The sequence below is a fragment of the Pusillimonas sp. genome (assembly GCF_044464525.1).
Lineage (GTDB): Bacteria > Pseudomonadota > Gammaproteobacteria > Burkholderiales > Burkholderiaceae_B > Pusillimonas.
The window spans coordinates 1-14,460 of sequence record NZ_JBIQLE010000050.1; the positions used below are offsets into that span (position 1 = coordinate 1).

Here is a 14,460-nt window from a genome sequence, read left to right on the forward strand (position 1 = left end):
TCTTCTGCGCCGCAGCCCTTTCAGCAGCGACCTTTTCAGCGGCAGCCTTCTCCGCGGCAGCCTTTTCAGCAGCCGCTTTCTCTTCCGCGGCTTTCTGTTCTGCGGCTTTCTGTTCAGCCAGGCGGCGCTGTTCTTCTTCCTCGCGCTGACGTTCTTCTTCGCGAGCCTTTTCGATGGCGATATCGGGATCGATCTCGGGAGCCGGGGGCTGTTCGGCTTGAGGTTGTGGCGTCGGCTCTGGCTGTGGCGCCGGTTCGGGTTCCGGCTGCGGCTCAGGTTCCGGCGCGGGTTCGGGTTCGGGTTGCGGCTCTGGTTCGGTTACGGGCTCAGGCGCCGAATCCGGCTCTGTCTCGACAGGCTCCGGCTGCACTTCGGGTTCGGCAGCGGCCCGAGTGTCACCCTCGGCCCACAGTTCGATCTGCACCGGATTGGGGTTGCTGGGTGAGGCGGTAAGAAAGCCCACGAACATGATTACCGCGATTGCCGCGTGAGCGAGAAGCGCAATAGCAAGCCCGCGCCGCTCGTCTTCCTGCTCGGGCGTGCGTATTGGCCGTCGGTCCGCCTTGGAAGAGGCTTTACCGGCCCTTGGCTTCGGCGTAGAGGGTTGCGTCATTGCTTCTGGTCGTCGGGTGCCGCACTTTGGTCAACCAGCAGGCCCAGCCTGGTGATGCCGTTCGAGCGCAGTTGATCCATGGCTTTCATGACTGTTTCGTATGGGACCCGGCCGTCCGCAGCGAGAACGACCGGAGTTTCGGGTGTGATGCGGGACTGGACTTCGTTCACAAGCCGTTCGGGAGCTATTTGTTGGAAATCCTCGCCGGCGCGGCGTGTGCGCACCGACATCGTGCCGTCTTCTTCGATCTGAACCTCGACCGGTTCGACGGGAATCTCGCTAGCTTGACCGACGGTCGGAAGATCGATAAGGCCGGGCGTGATCATGGGCGCGGTGACCATGAAGATCACCAGCAACACCAGCATGACGTCGATGTAGGGAACGACGTTGATCTCGTTTTGCAGTCGGCGCGTGCGACGGGAAGAGCCACGTATGGAGGGCATCAGCGTACCTGGCGTTGCAAGATGTTCAGGAATTCGTCAATGAAGCTGTCAAAACGGATGGACAGCCGGTCGATCTCGTTCGTGTAGCGGTTATAGGCTACTACCGCCGGAATCGCGGCGAACAGGCCGATTGCCGTTGCGATTAGCGCCTCGGCGATGCCCGGGGCCACCGCAGCCAATGTGGCCTGCTGCATGGTGGATAGACCGATGAAAGCGTGCATGATTCCCCAGACCGTTCCCAGCAGGCCGATGTAGGGGCTGACAGAACCGGCGGAAGCGAGAAAATTCAGGTGGGATTCGAGAGTGTCCATTTCGCGCTGGTAAGTGGCGCGCATCGCTCGACGAGGACCGTCCAGCATGGCTTCGCCTGAGCTCGGTGCGCTGCGGCGCGCCTTCAGGAACTCGGTCATGCCGGCATCGAAGATGCGGGCAAGGGCGCCGTACTCGTCCCGCCTGCCGGCGATGGATTGCTGCAGCACCGTAAGGTCGCCGCCGGCCCAGAAGTCATCCTCGAAACGCCTGGTTTGGCTGTGGGCGCGCTTGAGTGCGGCGCGCTTCGAGAAAATATACGTCCATGACAGGATGGAAATGAACACCAGAAGCAGCATTACCAACTGTACGGGGAAGCTGGCGTCTAGCAGTAGTGAGAGCAACGAGATGTCGCCGGAAGCTTGCATGATTAGTCCTGGACCTTTTGCAATAGGGTTCTGAGAGAAGGGGGGAGGCCGGCCGGCCGGAAGTTGCGCGTGTCCACGCAGACGACCTCAACCGTACTTGTGCATAACGTTTCGCCGCGCGCGGTGGCCACCTGGGCAAAATCGATCGAAGCCCGGCCCAGCCGGGTGATGCGACTGTGTATGGTCAGCAGATCGTCGAAGCGTGCTGGTTTGAGGTATTGCGTCTGTGCGCTTTTGACGACGAACATGCGTTGGTCATTTGCAGCCAAGTCGGATTGGTTGACTCCCAGTCGACGCAGCCACTCGGTACGGCCCCGTTCAAAAAATTTTAGGTAATTGGCGTAAAACACGACGCCGGCGGCGTCGGTGTCTTCGTAATATACGCGAATATCCAGGGTGGACAAGGTGCTGGGTGTTTCTGTTGACATGGGTTGGTTAGGCGGTGTGACAAGGCCGGCTTGCCGGCCGGCCCGTTACGGGAAAATAATTTGTATGGCCATGATCGGGTCGCATCATGCCGGCGATTTTAATTGCTCCAGCACCTGAGCCAGGGCGTTGTCGACTGGTATTTTTTCTGTCTGACCCGTGCGACGTTGCTGGAGTTCCACAATTCCATCATTCAGGCCCCGATCGCCGATGGTGATGCGCAGCGGCACGCCGATGAGCTCCCAGTCGGCGAACATAACGCCGGGCCGCGCATCGCGGTCATCCAAAATGACGTCCACGCCGTGTTCCAGCAGCTGCAGGTAGAGCGCTTCGGCGGCGTTGCGCGTTGTTTCACTTTTACTCCAGCCCATCGGGCAGATCACCACTTCGAAAGGCGCCATGGCGAGCGGCCAGATTATGCCCTTGTCATCGTGGTTTTGTTCGACGGCAGCGGCCGAAATGCGGCTGATGCCGATGCCGTAGCAACCCATTTGCAGCGTGGCCGGCTTGCCGTCGGTATTCAGGAAGGTGGCGTCCAGCGCCTTGGAATATTTGTCTCCCAAAAAGAAGATGTGTCCTACTTCGATGCCGCGCTGAATGGCCAGGCTTCCGCCCTGGGGGTCCGGATCGCCGTCGACGACGTTGCGCAAATCGGCCACTTGCGGTTCGGGCAGGTCGCGGCCCCAGTTGACACCAGTAAGGTGGAAGCCATCTTCGTTCGCGCCGCAGATGAAGTCGCTCATGTTGGCGACGGTGCGATCCGCCACCACTCGCACTGGCCGCGCCGTTTGAACTGGTCCCAGATAGCCCGGAATGCAGCCAAAGGCTTCCTGGATTTCGTCCTCGGTGGCGAGGCGATGGCCCTGATCCAGCCCTGGCAGCTTGCTTACCTTGATTTCGTTGATCTCGTGGTCGCCCCGGACCAGAAGCAGCCAGATTTGGTTTTTCCCCGGCTCGTCCGGGTGGCCGGCGGCAAGCACTACCGACTTGACGGTGCTCGCCAGCGGCACGCCGAGCTGCTGGGCCACAAGCTCGCACTTGGGCGCATTGGGGGTGGCGGTTTTTGTAAGTTCCTGGCTTGGCGCAGCACGCTGCGCGATCAGGCAAGGCGCTTCGGCCAGCTCGATATTTGCCGCGTATTGGGTGTTGGGGTTGTAGACGACAAGGTCTTCGCCCGTTTCGGCAATTACCTGGAATTCGTGGCTGCGCGACCCGCCGATTGAGCCCGTGTCGGCTGCCACCGCGCGAAATTCCAGCCCCAGGCGCTGGAAGATATTCGTATAGGCCGTGTACATGGCATCGTAGCTGGCCTGGGCGCCGGCCTCGTCGCGGTCGAAAGAATAGCCGTCTTTCATGGCGAACTCTCGTCCGCGCATCAGCCCGAAGCGTGGCCGGCGTTCGTCGCGGAATTTTGTCTGGATATGATAGAAGTTGCGTGGAAGTTGCCGCCAGCTGTGGATCTCGTTGCGCACGATGTCGGTGATCACCTCTTCGGAGGTGGGCTGCAGGACGAAATCGCGCCCGTGCCGGTCTTTGATGCGCAGCAGTTCGGGGCCGTATTGTTCCCAGCGGCCCGATTCCTGCCAAAGCTCTGCGGGCTGAACGACGGGCATCAGCAGCTCGATTGCGTCGGCGGCGTTCATTTCCTGGCGCACAATGTTTTCGATCTTGCGCAGCACTTTCAACCCCATCGGCATATACGTATAGATGCCGCCGGCCACCTTGCGAATCATGCCCGCCCGCGTCATCAGTTGATGGCTGGCGACTTCCGCTTCTGAGGGAGCCTCTTTGAGGGTGTTGATGTGGTACTTGGATGCGCGCATGGTGTGGATCTCTGCAAGATACGTATAATCGGGGGTAATTGTATTAAAACTATTGGGGTGGCCTATGTTAGACCGTGAAGGCTACCGTCCCAATGTCGGCATTATCCTCGTAAACAACAAAAACGAGGTGTTCTGGGGTAAGCGCATCCGCGAACACGCATGGCAGTTCCCCCAGGGAGGCATCAAATACGGCGAAAGCCCGGTGCAGGCAATGTACCGCGAGCTCCACGAAGAAGTGGGCCTGTTGCCCGAACATGTGCGCATCTTGGGACGTACACGGGATTGGTTGAGGTATACCGTGCCGAATGATTTTCTTCGGCGCGATTCTCGCGGCATTTATAAAGGGCAAAAGCAAATCTGGTTTTTGCTGCGCATGGTAGGGCGTGATTCCGACGTCAGCCTGCGTGCGACCCGCCATCCTGAATTCGACGCGTGGCGCTGGAGCCATTATTGGGTGCCTCTTGATGCCGTTATCGAGTTCAAGCGCGAGGTATATACCTTGGCGCTCAACGAGCTTTCAGGCATCCTGTTTCGACGCAGCCACGAAACCCGTTACCTGCGCCAGCGCAGCCATTCGCAACGCGGCGCACTCGACACAAAGCAGGGTGATGCAAACCAGGTGCAGGCGTCCAAGACGCAAGCCCATCGATAGCAGCTTGCAAGACAACAAAGCGCGCCTGCGGGCTTCAGTGGTGGTTCCGCATCAAGGCCGGGGGCATTGTCATTTGCGTAACCGCGCGATAAGGCTGGAGGTATCCCAGCGGTTGCCGCCCATTTGTTGTATGTCGCCATAAAACTGGTCTATCAGGGCCGTGACAGGAAGTCGGGCGCCGTTTTGCCCGGCTTCCTCTAGCACCAGCCGCAAATCTTTGCGCATCCAGTCTACTGCAAAGCCAAATTCGAACTCGCCATCGATCATGGTCGTACCGCGGTTATCGAGTTGCCAGCTTTGTGCCGCACCTTTGCCGACCACCTTGACCACTTCGTGCATGTCCAGGCCGGCAGCCTGGCCGAAGGCTATGGCTTCTGAAAGCCCTTGAACGATACCAGCCACGCAAATTTGATTGACCATCTTGCATAGTTGCCCGGCTCCGGTTCCGCCCAGCAGAGTGACCGCTTGAGCGAAGGCCTGCAGCACGGGGCGCGCCTGCTCGAAAGCCTGTGCGTCGCCGCCGCACATGATGGTAAGCACGCCGTTTTGCGCACCGGCCTGGCCTCCGGAGACGGGCGCATCGATGAAGCTGATGCTTTGCGTGCTTGCCTCGTGATGCAGTTCGCGTGCAACTTGAGCCGAAGCGGTCGTGTGGTCGATGTACAGGCTGCCTGGGGCCATGCCGCCAAGGGCGCCCTCCGGCCCCAGGACGATGCTGCGTAGATCGTCATCGTTGCCTACGCAGCTTAGTACCATGCGTGCGCCCTGGGCCGCCTCGCGCGGCGTGGCGGCCAGGCGGCCGCCGAACTCGTCCACCCATTGCTTGGCCTTGGATTCCGTGCGGTTGTAGACCGTGACCCGATGGCCTGCCCGCGCCAAATGCCCTGCCATCGGATACCCCATCACGCCCAGGCCCAGAAAGGCAAGGTCCAAGGGCTCGATATCCGGATAATGCTTATCGGCGGGTACTGACATGTGGTGGCTCCTGGTTGAAAGGGGGTGGTTTCAAGGTGATCAGTCCTCTTCGGCGAAGGTTTCTTCGCGTTTTTTGCGGATGACCGGCAACGCTACGATGATAACCAATGCCGCAGCCATGATCAGCAAGGTGAGCGACAGGGGGCGCGTGACGAACGTGGCGTAGTCGCCGCGTGACAGCAACAGCGCGCGGCGAAAGTTTTCTTCCATGAGCGGGCCCAGCACCAGGCCCAGAAGCAAAGGAGCGCCTTCGCACCGCAGCTTCATCCAGACATAGCCCACCAGTCCGAATATCGCCAGCATCCAGATGTCGAAGACGTTGTAGTTGAGCGAGTACACGCCGATGGTGCAAAACACCAGTATGGCCGGGAACAGAATGCGGTAGGGCACTTTAAGCAGCTTGATCCATAGGCCGACCAGGGGCAGGTTGAGTATGACCAGCATCAGGTTGCCTATCCACATGGATACGATCAGCCCCCAGAAGAGGTCGGGGTGGGAGGTCATGACGCGCGGGCCGGGCTGGATATTGTGTATGGTCATGGCGCCCAGCATGAGGGCAGTTACGGCATTGCCGGGTATGCCCAGCGTAAGCAGCGGAATGAAAGAGGTTTGCGCCGCCGCGTTGTTGGCGGATTCGGGGCCGGCCAGGCCGGCGGGGTGACCGGCGCCGAACCGTTCGGGCGTTCTGGAAATTTTTTTCTCTAGCGTGTACGAGGCGAACGAGGACAAGATCGCGCCGCCTCCGGGCAGCACGCCCAATGCGGCGCCCAGGGCGGTTCCGCGCACGGAGGCGGGCCAGGCTTCCTTGAATTCTTGTTTGTTGGGATAAAGCGTTCCGACCTTGCTGGCGATTTCGGTGCGCTTGTCCTTGAGCTCGAGGTTGGCGAGGATTTCGGCAAGCCCAAATACCCCCATGGCCACGACCGCAAAATCTATGCCGTCTTGAAGTTCAGGAATGCCGAAGTCAAAACGCGAAACGCCTGAATTCACATCGGTGCCCACCATGCCCAGCAACAGGCCCAGCAAAATCATGCAAATGGCTTTGGGCAGCGAGCCCGAAGCAAGTACGACGGCTCCGATCAGGCCCAGCACCATCAGCGAGAAATATTCCGCCGCACCGAATTTGAACGCCAATTCGGCCAGCGGCGGCGCGAAGCCCGCCAGGACCAGGGTAGCCACGCAGCCGGCGAAGAAGGAACCCAGCGCGGCAATGGCAAGCGCCGACCCCGCGCGTCCCTTGCGGGCCATCTGGTGGCCGTCCAGCACAGTGACCACCGAAGAGGTTTCGCCGGGCAGCGCAACCAGGATGGCGGTGGTCGAGCCGCCATATTGCGCGCCGTAATAGATGCCCGCCAGCATGATCAGGCCCGCCACCGGCGGCAGCACGTATGTGATGGGCAGCAGCATGGCGATGGTGGGAACGGGGCCGATGCCCGGCAGAACGCCAATTAAAGTGCCCAGCAGGCAACCCAGCAGGCAGTAAACAAGATTCTCAAAGGTGAGGGCTACCGAAAACCCCAGCGCCAGATGTTCTAAGAGTTCCATGAATGCCTGCAATGAAATTGTAAGAAGCGAAAAGCGCGCGTTTCAACCGAAGACGACCGGCCATAAAGGGAAGACCAGACCCAGCGCCTTGATGAAAGCCAGCCACACGAAAACCGCCATGCCGATGCCGGTTACCAATGCCACCTTCCAGTTGAACAGGTGGCTGGCCATGCTGCTGATCAAGACCAGGACCAGGATCGTAAGCATGATTCCGAGGGTGTTGAGCAGTACGCCGGCCAGGGCGACGGAGCCCAAAAGAATGGTTGCCGTCTTGAGGTCGATGTGGTCGAGCTTGCTGACGGGCGCGGCGGCCGAGACGGAACGTAGGGCGATGATGGCGCCCAGCACGGCCAGGCACACGCCCAGCCAGAATGGAAAGTAGCCCGGCCCCATGTCGCGGGCGGTGCCCATCGAGTATTTGAGCGAGCCCACGGCGGCGAAGGCGCCGACGGCCATGAACATGATGCCCGCCCAGAAATCCTGTTTGTTGCTGACCTGCATAGCGGCCTCGTTTTCTACTAAGGATGGTGCTGAATGGTAGTCGACAGGCTGCCTGATGAAAACCCCGGTTTCCCCTTGTTCGAGGGTTTTCCCCTTTTCCCTCTTTCCACGTTGAGCCGGGATGGTTTACGATATCGCTCATGTTGCAAGATCTCGATTCCCTCTCAGCCCGTATCGGGCAGTTGGTGCAGTTTGTTCAGCGGGCGCAATCCGAACGCGCTGCGCTGCAAGGCCGCATCACAACCCTCGAACAAGAGCGTAACGCTTTGCGTGATCAGCTTGCCCGCGAGCAATCGGCGCAGCAAGAGGCCATGCAGCGCGCACGCGAGCATGCCGCTCAGGTAGACGAGCTGCGCAGCCAAGCCGAGGCTGCCGAAGCGCGGCTGCGCGACGAGGTCGTGCGTTATCAGGCCGACTACGACACGGCTCAACAAAGCTTGCGGTTCAGCCAGGACGAGTCCGCGCGCTTGCGCACGGCGGCTCTGGCCGCTCAGCAGCGCATCGATGCCGTGTTGATACGCCTGCCCGGCGCGCCCCAGGAGTAAGCCATGGAAAGACTCGACATCTCTATTCTCGGCCGCGATTATTCGCTTGCTTGCGCCGCATCCGAAAAGCAACCACTGCTTGAAGCGGTACATCTTGTCGACCAACGGATGCTTGGCATCAAAGGGTCTGGTAAAATCTCAAGTAACGAACGAATCGCGGTCATGGCGGCGATCCAGATCGCAGCCGAATTATTGGCCATGCGCGCCCCAGACGGCCCTCTGGGCGATGTCGCGGTAGGCGACTTCAAACGCAAGATCGACGACATGAACCACATGATCGACGAGGCCCTGGGCCAAGCTAGCGCCAGGGCTGCTGGTTAAATAAAGAATTCCGGGCGCCTCAGTGCGTTGGCGCCCAACAGTTTGTCCCTGCAGTGTTCGAGAACTGACCATACATTCCTTGAACCAATGCTTTGGCATATAGGTTGCCGGATTGACAAGCAGGTGTGACCGCCTTAATTGGCGATCCCGAAACTTGGCTGATGGCGACCACCGTGAACCCTCGGTTCCGGGATGCCGGTCTATACGGCACATGCGGGGCATTTTCTTGGAAGCTCGTCTGGCGCGACGAGCTTTTTTTTGCAGGAGCACGCATGAAGTCGGAGCCCTACCGAGAGCAGGAAGCCATGCAAATCCAAGGGCTCAGCCTTGATGAACTCTTCGATATCACGCCGATGTCGCTGTGGCTCGAAGACTACAACGGCTTGTTTCTGCTTTTTGAACAGTGGCGCTCCCAAGGGGTGTCAGACCTCGCGGCGTGGCTGGCGCAAGATCCCGAGCGCATACGCCAATGCGCCGGAGCCATTCGCGTACAGCGCGTAAATCGTCAAACGCTGCAACTATATGGGGCCGATTCGGCCGGCACGTTGATGGCCAGGCTGAACGAGGTCATGCGTGACGACACCCTTGACGGTTTAGCATCCGAAATGCGGCAGTTGTGGGACAACGGTAAATCGTTTCGAAGCACCACCGTCAATTACACGCTCGACGGCCGTCGCCTCGACATCGTATTAAGAGGCGTGGTGCTTCCCGATCGCGCGCTGCCGTGGGACCAGGTGCTGGTCGTCGTCGAAGACGTCACCGAGCTTCAGCATTCACGTCGCAGTGCGCTTATCAACGAAAACCTGGCACGCGAGTTCTTCCAGCAAGCTCCAGTGTCGCTTTGGGTCGAAGATTTCAGCGAAGTCAAAAAACTGCTGGACGAGGTGCGCGAACGCGGCATCACCGATTTCCGCACCTTTCTCGACGTTCATCCAGAATTTATTGAACGCTGCATGTCCGAGATCCGCGTCCTGGACGTCAACGGTTATACCGTGCAGATGTTCAAGGCCAAGAGTCACCACGAACTTGTGTCGCGCCTGGGCGAAGTCTTCGAGGACGAAATGGTTGCGTCCTTTGCCGAGCAACTGATCGATCTTTGGGACGGGCGCCTGTTCCAACAGCGCGAGGTGCGCAACCGCAGCCTGGCTGGTGATGTCCTGCATATCCACATGCAGCTTTCCGTGTTTGCAGGCCACGAAGAAACCTGGGACATGGTCTTGCTTGCACTGACCGACATCACTGCGCGCAAGAAGGCCGAAGCGTATCTCGAATATCTGGGCAAGCACGATGTGCTGACCCAGCTCAAGAACCGCTCGTTCTATGTCGATGAGCTCGACCGTCTGCGGCGCAAGCATACCGAACTTTTGTCCTTCATCGTGCTCGACCTGAACAATCTCAAGGCAATCAACGATAGCCAGGGTCACGCCGCGGGCGACGCTGTGCTGCGCCGAATGGGTGAGGTTCTCAACAAGGCCATCGACCCTCCCGCCTCTGCATCGCGCATTGGCGGCGACGAGTTCATGATCTTGCTTCCAGGAAAGAGCGAGTCCGAGGCCGCACTAACCTTGGCCGACATCCATCGACTGATCCATCTCAACAACCAGTTTCATGGCGGCACGCCCCTAAGTGTGTCAGTGGGGGTGTCCACGGCGCGAGGGCGGGACGATTTCGATCGCGCCATACGTGCGGTCGATCAGGCCATGTATGCAGACAAACGCGAGCATCACTCGTTTCGCCGGCTCGATCCCGTCGGCGGTTCTTGATTTTTCGTAAGGGGCGCGCCCAACCGGGCGGCCCGGCAATATCTCAATCCCGGTAGGGGGCTATATGTACTTTATGCAGCAAAAACGACAATGGCTATTAGGCATGGCTGCCGGCATCGTGCTGGCGCTTTCGGCACCGGTGCACGCCCATGAGGGCCACGATGGTTCGCGGCACAAGTGGCCACAGGCTTCGTTAAACGCCGAGGCGTCCAAAGAGGTGTCGCAAGATACGGTCACCATCACCCTGGTCAAAGAATTAAGCGATCCTTCACAGGCGGCCGTGGTCAAGGCTCTGGCCGAGGCGCTTGAATCGGTCATGAAAGACGCCAAGGGCGAAACCCGGGTGCAGGCGCGCAGCGGAAATTACCGCATCTGGCCCCACAATGACGATAAAGGCGCCATCACCAACTGGAGGGGCCGGGCTGAAATCGTCTTGAAGTCCACCGATTTTGCCGCCGCGTCCGAGCTTGCGGCCAAGCTTGGCGACCGCATGCCCATTTCAAACATGGGCTTTTCTGTTGCGCCCGAGACCCGGGCCAAACATGAGCAAGAGCTTCTGGCTGAAGCCGCCAAGGCCTTTCAGGATCGTGCTCAGGCGTTGGCGGACGCCTTCGGCTTCAAGTCGTACGAGATCAAAAGCGTCGACCTGGGCGGCATGGGTGTTCCTTATCAGCCGGCGCCGCGCATGATGGCCATGGCAGCTTCATCTGACGAGTCCGCCCGTGTACCGCTTGAACCAGGTACGGAAATCGTGTCCGTTGCTATGCAAGGGTCGATTTTCTTGCGCTCCAAAGAAAAATGACGGCGCCGGCGGCAATCATAGGCAGTGACAAAAGCTGCCCCATCGACAGGCCGCCGGCCAGCAAGCCCAGAAAGGCATCGGGCTCACGGGTGTATTCCACCAAGAAACGCAGTACGCCGTAGCCCATCAAGAACACCGCGCTAACCTGTCCCAGCGGGCGCGGCCTGCGGGCGAACCACCACACCACCACGAACAGCAGCAGGCCTTCCAGTGCAAACTGGTATAGCTGGGAAGGGTGGCGGGCGAGGGTGTCGCCGCTTTGCGGGAACACCATGGCCCAGGGCAGGGACGAGGCACGACCCCAAAGCTCGCCGTTGATGAAGTTGCCCAAGCGGCCGGCAGCCAGCCCCAAGGGAATTAGCGGCGCAAGAAAGTCGCTAATGGCCAGGAAGGGTTTGCCCTTTTTGCGCGCAAACAAAAACAGCACGACGATTACGCCGAGCAAGCCGCCGTGGAAGGACATGCCTCCTTGCCACACGTAAAGCAGTTGTGCGGGGTGGGCCAGGTATTCGGCGGGTTTGTAGATCAGCCCATAGCCCAGCCGACCCCCGACGACCACACCAAGAACACAATAAAAGATCAGGTCTTCGAGATCGCGCAGAGTAAGGTCGGTCTTGCCTGCGTTGATGCGCCATCTTCCCAGCAGCCACACCAAGGCGAAACCTACCAGGTACATCAGGCCGTACCAATGTACGGCAACGGGTCCGATCTGCAGGGCGACGGGGTCGAATTGAGGGTGTACAAGCATGGGCGGCGGCGAGTCGAATCAAATATCGTCGATAATACAGGAAGCGCTTGCGAAATTTTGCAGACCTGTCGGCGCACCTTGCCTTATATCCTTGCCATATATCTTATATATGCCGGCCTGTCAGGGTGGCCGGCTTTTATTGGTGCCGGTTGGTTTATTTATGTTGTCGCGTTTTGTATTTTTGATGTGGATGACGGCAATGCTTCTTGGCGCCGTCGGCGCAGCGGGCGCCGCCTCTGCCCAGACTGTCGGGTTGGGGCTGGCTCAGGCCAATAATTGCATGTCGTGTCATCGGGTCGACAGAAAGGTGGTCGGCCCAGGCTTTGCGGCCATCGCCGAGCGCTTTGCCGGCAATGCCGAGGCCGCCGACTACCTGGCCCAAAGCATTATCAATGGCAGTCGGGGGCACTGGGGGCCGGTTCCCATGCCGCGCCAGGCTCATGTCAGCGAAAAAGATGCACAAACGCTGGCACAATGGATACTGTCGTTGAACGATGCAAAGGTTAGCCTCGACTAGCGGGGCGTGCGTTCGCAACGTTATCTATTTTTTCGAGACTGCCATGAACCAACAGCAAGCACCCAACATTGAGACAGCCGTTCTGGGCGGCGGATGTTTCTGGTGCACCGAAAGCGTGCTGCAAGCGCTGCGGGGGGTACTGGACGTAACTCCGGGCTATTGCGGCGGCCACGTCGACAACCCCAGTTACGAACAGGTTTGCGGCCAGGGCACCGGCCATGTCGAGGTGGTGCGCGTGAGGTTCGATCCGGCCATCATTGATTTTGCCACTGTGCTCAAGGTGTTTTTCGCTACGCACGACCCCACCACCGTCGATCGGCAGGGCGCTGACGTCGGGCCGCAATACGCCTCCGTCATTTTTTATCAGTCGGAAGCTCAAAAAGCCGTCGCGCACGATGTAATTGCGCAAATAGAGGCCGCGCTGGACGCCTCTGTGGTCACCAAGGTGCTGGCTGCGGCACGTTTCTGGCCCGCTGAGACCGTTCATCACGATTACTATGCGCGTAATCCGCAGCAAGGCTACTGCCAGTTCGTGATCGCGCCCAAGATGTCCAAGCTGCGCAAGCAGTTTTCCACCCTGTTGGCCTGATTCGCCGCAGCCAAAAGGGGCCGGCCCGGCCTTGGTCGCCGCCAGGCGGGCCTCACGGGTCCAGGACATCAAGGGTCTGGAACATCAAGGGTCCAGAACATCAAGGGTCTAGGGGCACCAAGCGCCTAGGACATCCCACATGTCTAGGACATCACACACCTAGAGCATCACGCGTTTAGCCACATCACCCGTCTAGCCTGGATCGGGTGTTTTCAAGACGCCGCGTCGCATTTGGTCCAGTTCAATCGATTCGAACAGCGCCTTGAAATTGCCCTCGCCGAAACCATCGTTGCCCTTGCGCTGGATGATTTCGAAAAAAATCGGCCCGATCTGGTTTTCAGTAAATATCTGTAGCAGCAGCCCCCCGTCGGGGGCGCCATCGAGCAGGACGCGGTTCTTGCGCAGGTGGTCGACGTCTTCGCCATGGCCCGGAAGGCGGCCGTCCAGCAGCTCGTAATACGTATCGGGCGTGTCCAGAAACCGAACGCCATTTGCGCGCAGTTGCTCGACCGTGGCGTGGATATCGGCGGTCGAAAGCGCTATGTGCTGTATTCCTTCGCCTTTGTATGTGTCGAGGTACTCTTGGATCTGGCCTTTTTCTTCAGTGCCTTCTTCATTGATAGGAATGCGGATGTGGCCGCAAGGGGACGTCATGGCGCGGGATTTAACGCCGGTGACCTTGCCCTCTATATCGAAATAGCGAATCTCGCGAAAATTGAACAGGCGTTCGTAAAACTCGGCCCACTCGTTCATGCGGCCTTTGTGCACGTTATGGGTCAGGTGATCGATGGCCAGCAGGCCCGCGCCTTTATGGTGGGCGTCGGTGTCGGCTGTAGCCGGGTCGATGGCTTCGAAGTCCACGTCGTAGATACTGATGTCGCCGATGCCGCTGTGGCCGTTTTTGCCGTGCCAGCGATCCACCAGATAGATAAGCGAGTCACCCACGCCTTTTATGGCGGGTATGTTCAGCTCCATGGGGCCGCCGCCCGAGTCGATGCCCCATGCTCCCAGTTCTTGCGTTCGCCGATATGCATGGGCGGCGTTGTCGACGCGAAATGCAATCGCACATACTGATGGCCCATGTAAGCGGGCAAAGCGCTGGGCAAAAGAATGGGGTTCGGCATTGACAATGAAGTTGACGCCGCCTTGCCGGTAGAGGGTAACGTCCTTGTGCCGATGACGTGCAATCGCTTTGAAGCCGAGGGCCTCAAATACCTTGCCAAGTGCGTGTGGATCGGGCGCGGCGTATTCGACGAACTCGAATCCGTTGGTTCCCATCGGGTTGTCCCAAGGCTTGAATGCGTTCATGCGAATTCTCCAGTTGGACGAAATATTTGTCTGTATTTGGGAATTTCATCCCGAATCGAAAAATATTTCAATCTCATTAAAAAATATTTCGTGATGTGGATCAATGGCTTAAGGTCGGGGCGGTGGGTTTTGGGGGGTGGGGGCGGGCATATTTCCTGTTTTTTGGTTTGCGCGGGTTAAAAAAGCTGTGCTATAGTTACGTTCTTTCGCAG

General features: G+C 59.1%; 16 protein-coding genes, 1 other RNA gene and 1 pseudogene. 8 read left to right on the forward strand and 10 right to left on the reverse strand.

Features of this window, described 5'->3' with window-relative positions; genetic code table 11:
- From ACIY1O_RS16845 to ACIY1O_RS16865, 5 genes and pseudogenes are all read right to left on the reverse strand, one after another.
- Window positions 1-613, reverse strand: a pseudogene (locus tag ACIY1O_RS16845) (cell envelope integrity protein TolA); the annotation flags it as partial.
- On the reverse strand, window positions 610-1,056 hold the full coding sequence (tolR, locus tag ACIY1O_RS16850) for a protein TolR (protein ID WP_397476254.1): 447 nt from the start codon (window positions 1,054-1,056) through the stop codon (window positions 610-612). The pseudogene ACIY1O_RS16845 and the gene tolR, both read right to left, overlap by 4 nt.
- Complete coding sequence (gene tolQ, locus ACIY1O_RS16855; protein WP_397476255.1) at window positions 1,056-1,733, reverse strand: protein TolQ; 678 nt, start codon at window positions 1,731-1,733, stop codon at window positions 1,056-1,058. The genes tolR and tolQ overlap by 1 nt, the downstream gene beginning before the upstream one ends.
- 2 nt (window positions 1,734-1,735) lie before the next feature.
- Window positions 1,736-2,161: a tol-pal system-associated acyl-CoA thioesterase gene (gene ybgC, locus ACIY1O_RS16860; RefSeq protein WP_397476256.1), complete on the reverse strand. Its 426-nt coding sequence runs from the start codon at window positions 2,159-2,161 to the stop codon at window positions 1,736-1,738.
- Between the two features lie 84 nt (window positions 2,162-2,245).
- Complete coding sequence (locus ACIY1O_RS16865) at window positions 2,246-3,982, reverse strand: proline--tRNA ligase (protein ID WP_397476257.1); 1,737 nt, start codon at window positions 3,980-3,982, stop codon at window positions 2,246-2,248.
- 64 nt (window positions 3,983-4,046) lie between these two features.
- Here ACIY1O_RS16865 and ACIY1O_RS16870 point away from each other — a divergent pair, with 64 nt between their 5' ends.
- Window positions 4,047-4,634: an RNA pyrophosphohydrolase gene (locus tag ACIY1O_RS16870; RefSeq protein WP_397476258.1), complete on the forward strand. Its 588-nt coding sequence runs from the start codon at window positions 4,047-4,049 to the stop codon at window positions 4,632-4,634.
- Between the two features lie 69 nt (window positions 4,635-4,703).
- Here ACIY1O_RS16870 and ACIY1O_RS16875 read toward each other — a convergent pair whose 3' ends face one another.
- The 3 genes from ACIY1O_RS16875 to ACIY1O_RS16885 are packed head-to-tail and all read right to left on the reverse strand — an operon-like array spanning window position 4,704 to window position 7,655.
- Window positions 4,704-5,609 (reverse strand): NAD(P)-dependent oxidoreductase, encoded by a 906-nt coding sequence (locus tag ACIY1O_RS16875; RefSeq protein ID WP_397476259.1) that lies wholly within the window; start codon window positions 5,607-5,609, stop codon window positions 4,704-4,706.
- Between the two features lie 39 nt (window positions 5,610-5,648).
- Window positions 5,649-7,154, reverse strand: a complete 1,506-nt coding sequence (locus tag ACIY1O_RS16880) for a tripartite tricarboxylate transporter permease (protein WP_397476260.1) — start codon at window positions 7,152-7,154, stop codon at window positions 5,649-5,651.
- 42 nt (window positions 7,155-7,196) lie between these two features.
- A complete protein-coding gene (locus tag ACIY1O_RS16885; protein WP_397476261.1) occupies window positions 7,197-7,655 on the reverse strand; it encodes a tripartite tricarboxylate transporter TctB family protein in 459 nt (152 codons plus the stop codon).
- 140 nt (window positions 7,656-7,795) lie between these two features.
- Here ACIY1O_RS16885 and ACIY1O_RS16890 point away from each other — a divergent pair, with 140 nt between their 5' ends.
- From ACIY1O_RS16890 to ACIY1O_RS16910, 5 genes are all read left to right on the forward strand, one after another.
- Window positions 7,796-8,200, forward strand: coding sequence for a hypothetical protein (locus ACIY1O_RS16890; RefSeq protein WP_397476262.1), 405 nt, complete (start codon window positions 7,796-7,798; stop codon window positions 8,198-8,200).
- 3 nt (window positions 8,201-8,203) lie between these two features.
- The gene (locus ACIY1O_RS16895; protein ID WP_397476263.1) at window positions 8,204-8,521 is read left to right on the forward strand and encodes a cell division protein ZapA; all 318 of its coding nucleotides are present in this window, start codon (window positions 8,204-8,206) and stop codon (window positions 8,519-8,521) included.
- A gap of 42 nt (window positions 8,522-8,563) precedes the next feature.
- A non-coding RNA gene (gene ssrS / locus ACIY1O_RS16900) (6S RNA) lies at window positions 8,564-8,745 on the forward strand.
- A gap of 48 nt (window positions 8,746-8,793) precedes the next feature.
- A complete protein-coding gene (locus ACIY1O_RS16905; protein WP_397476264.1) occupies window positions 8,794-10,284 on the forward strand; it encodes a sensor domain-containing diguanylate cyclase in 1,491 nt (496 codons plus the stop codon).
- Window positions 10,285-10,387: 103 nt separating this feature from the next.
- On the forward strand, window positions 10,388-11,086 hold the full coding sequence (locus tag ACIY1O_RS16910) for an SIMPL domain-containing protein (protein WP_397476265.1): 699 nt from the start codon (window positions 10,388-10,390) through the stop codon (window positions 11,084-11,086).
- On the opposite strand, the gene lgt is transcribed toward ACIY1O_RS16910, so the two are convergent.
- Window positions 11,046-11,834 (reverse strand): prolipoprotein diacylglyceryl transferase, encoded by a 789-nt coding sequence (lgt, locus tag ACIY1O_RS16915; RefSeq protein WP_397476266.1) that lies wholly within the window; start codon window positions 11,832-11,834, stop codon window positions 11,046-11,048. The genes ACIY1O_RS16910 and lgt overlap by 41 nt on opposite strands.
- 160 nt (window positions 11,835-11,994) lie before the next feature.
- Here lgt and ACIY1O_RS16920 point away from each other — a divergent pair, with 160 nt between their 5' ends.
- A complete protein-coding gene (locus ACIY1O_RS16920; protein ID WP_397476267.1) occupies window positions 11,995-12,351 on the forward strand; it encodes a c-type cytochrome in 357 nt (118 codons plus the stop codon).
- A 43-nt stretch (window positions 12,352-12,394) separates the two neighbouring features.
- Window positions 12,395-12,940, forward strand: a complete 546-nt coding sequence (gene msrA, locus ACIY1O_RS16925; protein WP_397476268.1) for a peptide-methionine (S)-S-oxide reductase MsrA — start codon at window positions 12,395-12,397, stop codon at window positions 12,938-12,940.
- 192 nt (window positions 12,941-13,132) lie between these two features.
- On the opposite strand, the gene hppD is transcribed toward msrA, so the two are convergent.
- The gene (gene hppD, locus ACIY1O_RS16930; RefSeq protein WP_397476269.1) at window positions 13,133-14,248 is read right to left on the reverse strand and encodes a 4-hydroxyphenylpyruvate dioxygenase; all 1,116 of its coding nucleotides are present in this window, start codon (window positions 14,246-14,248) and stop codon (window positions 13,133-13,135) included.
- Window positions 14,249-14,460: the final 212 nt, after the last annotated feature.

Coding starts and splice junctions, on each gene's coding strand:
- ybgC (WP_397476256.1), bottom strand. CDS start 2,161: ATGTCAACAGAAACACCCAGCACCTTGTCCACCCTGGATATTCGCGTA.
- ACIY1O_RS16910 (WP_397476265.1), top strand. CDS start 10,388: ATGGCTGCCGGCATCGTGCTGGCGCTTTCGGCACCGGTGCACGCCCAT.
- ACIY1O_RS16890 (WP_397476262.1), top strand. CDS start 7,796: ATGTTGCAAGATCTCGATTCCCTCTCAGCCCGTATCGGGCAGTTGGTG.
- ACIY1O_RS16905 (WP_397476264.1), top strand. CDS start 8,794: ATGAAGTCGGAGCCCTACCGAGAGCAGGAAGCCATGCAAATCCAAGGG.
- tolQ (WP_397476255.1), bottom strand. CDS start 1,733: ATGCAAGCTTCCGGCGACATCTCGTTGCTCTCACTACTGCTAGACGCC.
- ACIY1O_RS16895 (WP_397476263.1), top strand. CDS start 8,204: ATGGAAAGACTCGACATCTCTATTCTCGGCCGCGATTATTCGCTTGCT.
- hppD (WP_397476269.1), bottom strand. CDS start 14,248: ATGAACGCATTCAAGCCTTGGGACAACCCGATGGGAACCAACGGATTC.
- ACIY1O_RS16885 (WP_397476261.1), bottom strand. CDS start 7,655: ATGCAGGTCAGCAACAAACAGGATTTCTGGGCGGGCATCATGTTCATG.
- ACIY1O_RS16870 (WP_397476258.1), top strand. CDS start 4,047: ATGTTAGACCGTGAAGGCTACCGTCCCAATGTCGGCATTATCCTCGTA.
- msrA (WP_397476268.1), top strand. CDS start 12,395: ATGAACCAACAGCAAGCACCCAACATTGAGACAGCCGTTCTGGGCGGC.
- ACIY1O_RS16920 (WP_397476267.1), top strand. CDS start 11,995: ATGTTGTCGCGTTTTGTATTTTTGATGTGGATGACGGCAATGCTTCTT.
- ACIY1O_RS16880 (WP_397476260.1), bottom strand. CDS start 7,154: ATGGAACTCTTAGAACATCTGGCGCTGGGGTTTTCGGTAGCCCTCACC.
- ACIY1O_RS16865 (WP_397476257.1), bottom strand. CDS start 3,982: ATGCGCGCATCCAAGTACCACATCAACACCCTCAAAGAGGCTCCCTCA.
- tolR (WP_397476254.1), bottom strand. CDS start 1,056: ATGCCCTCCATACGTGGCTCTTCCCGTCGCACGCGCCGACTGCAAAAC.
- lgt (WP_397476266.1), bottom strand. CDS start 11,834: ATGCTTGTACACCCTCAATTCGACCCCGTCGCCCTGCAGATCGGACCC.
- ACIY1O_RS16875 (WP_397476259.1), bottom strand. CDS start 5,609: ATGTCAGTACCCGCCGATAAGCATTATCCGGATATCGAGCCCTTGGAC.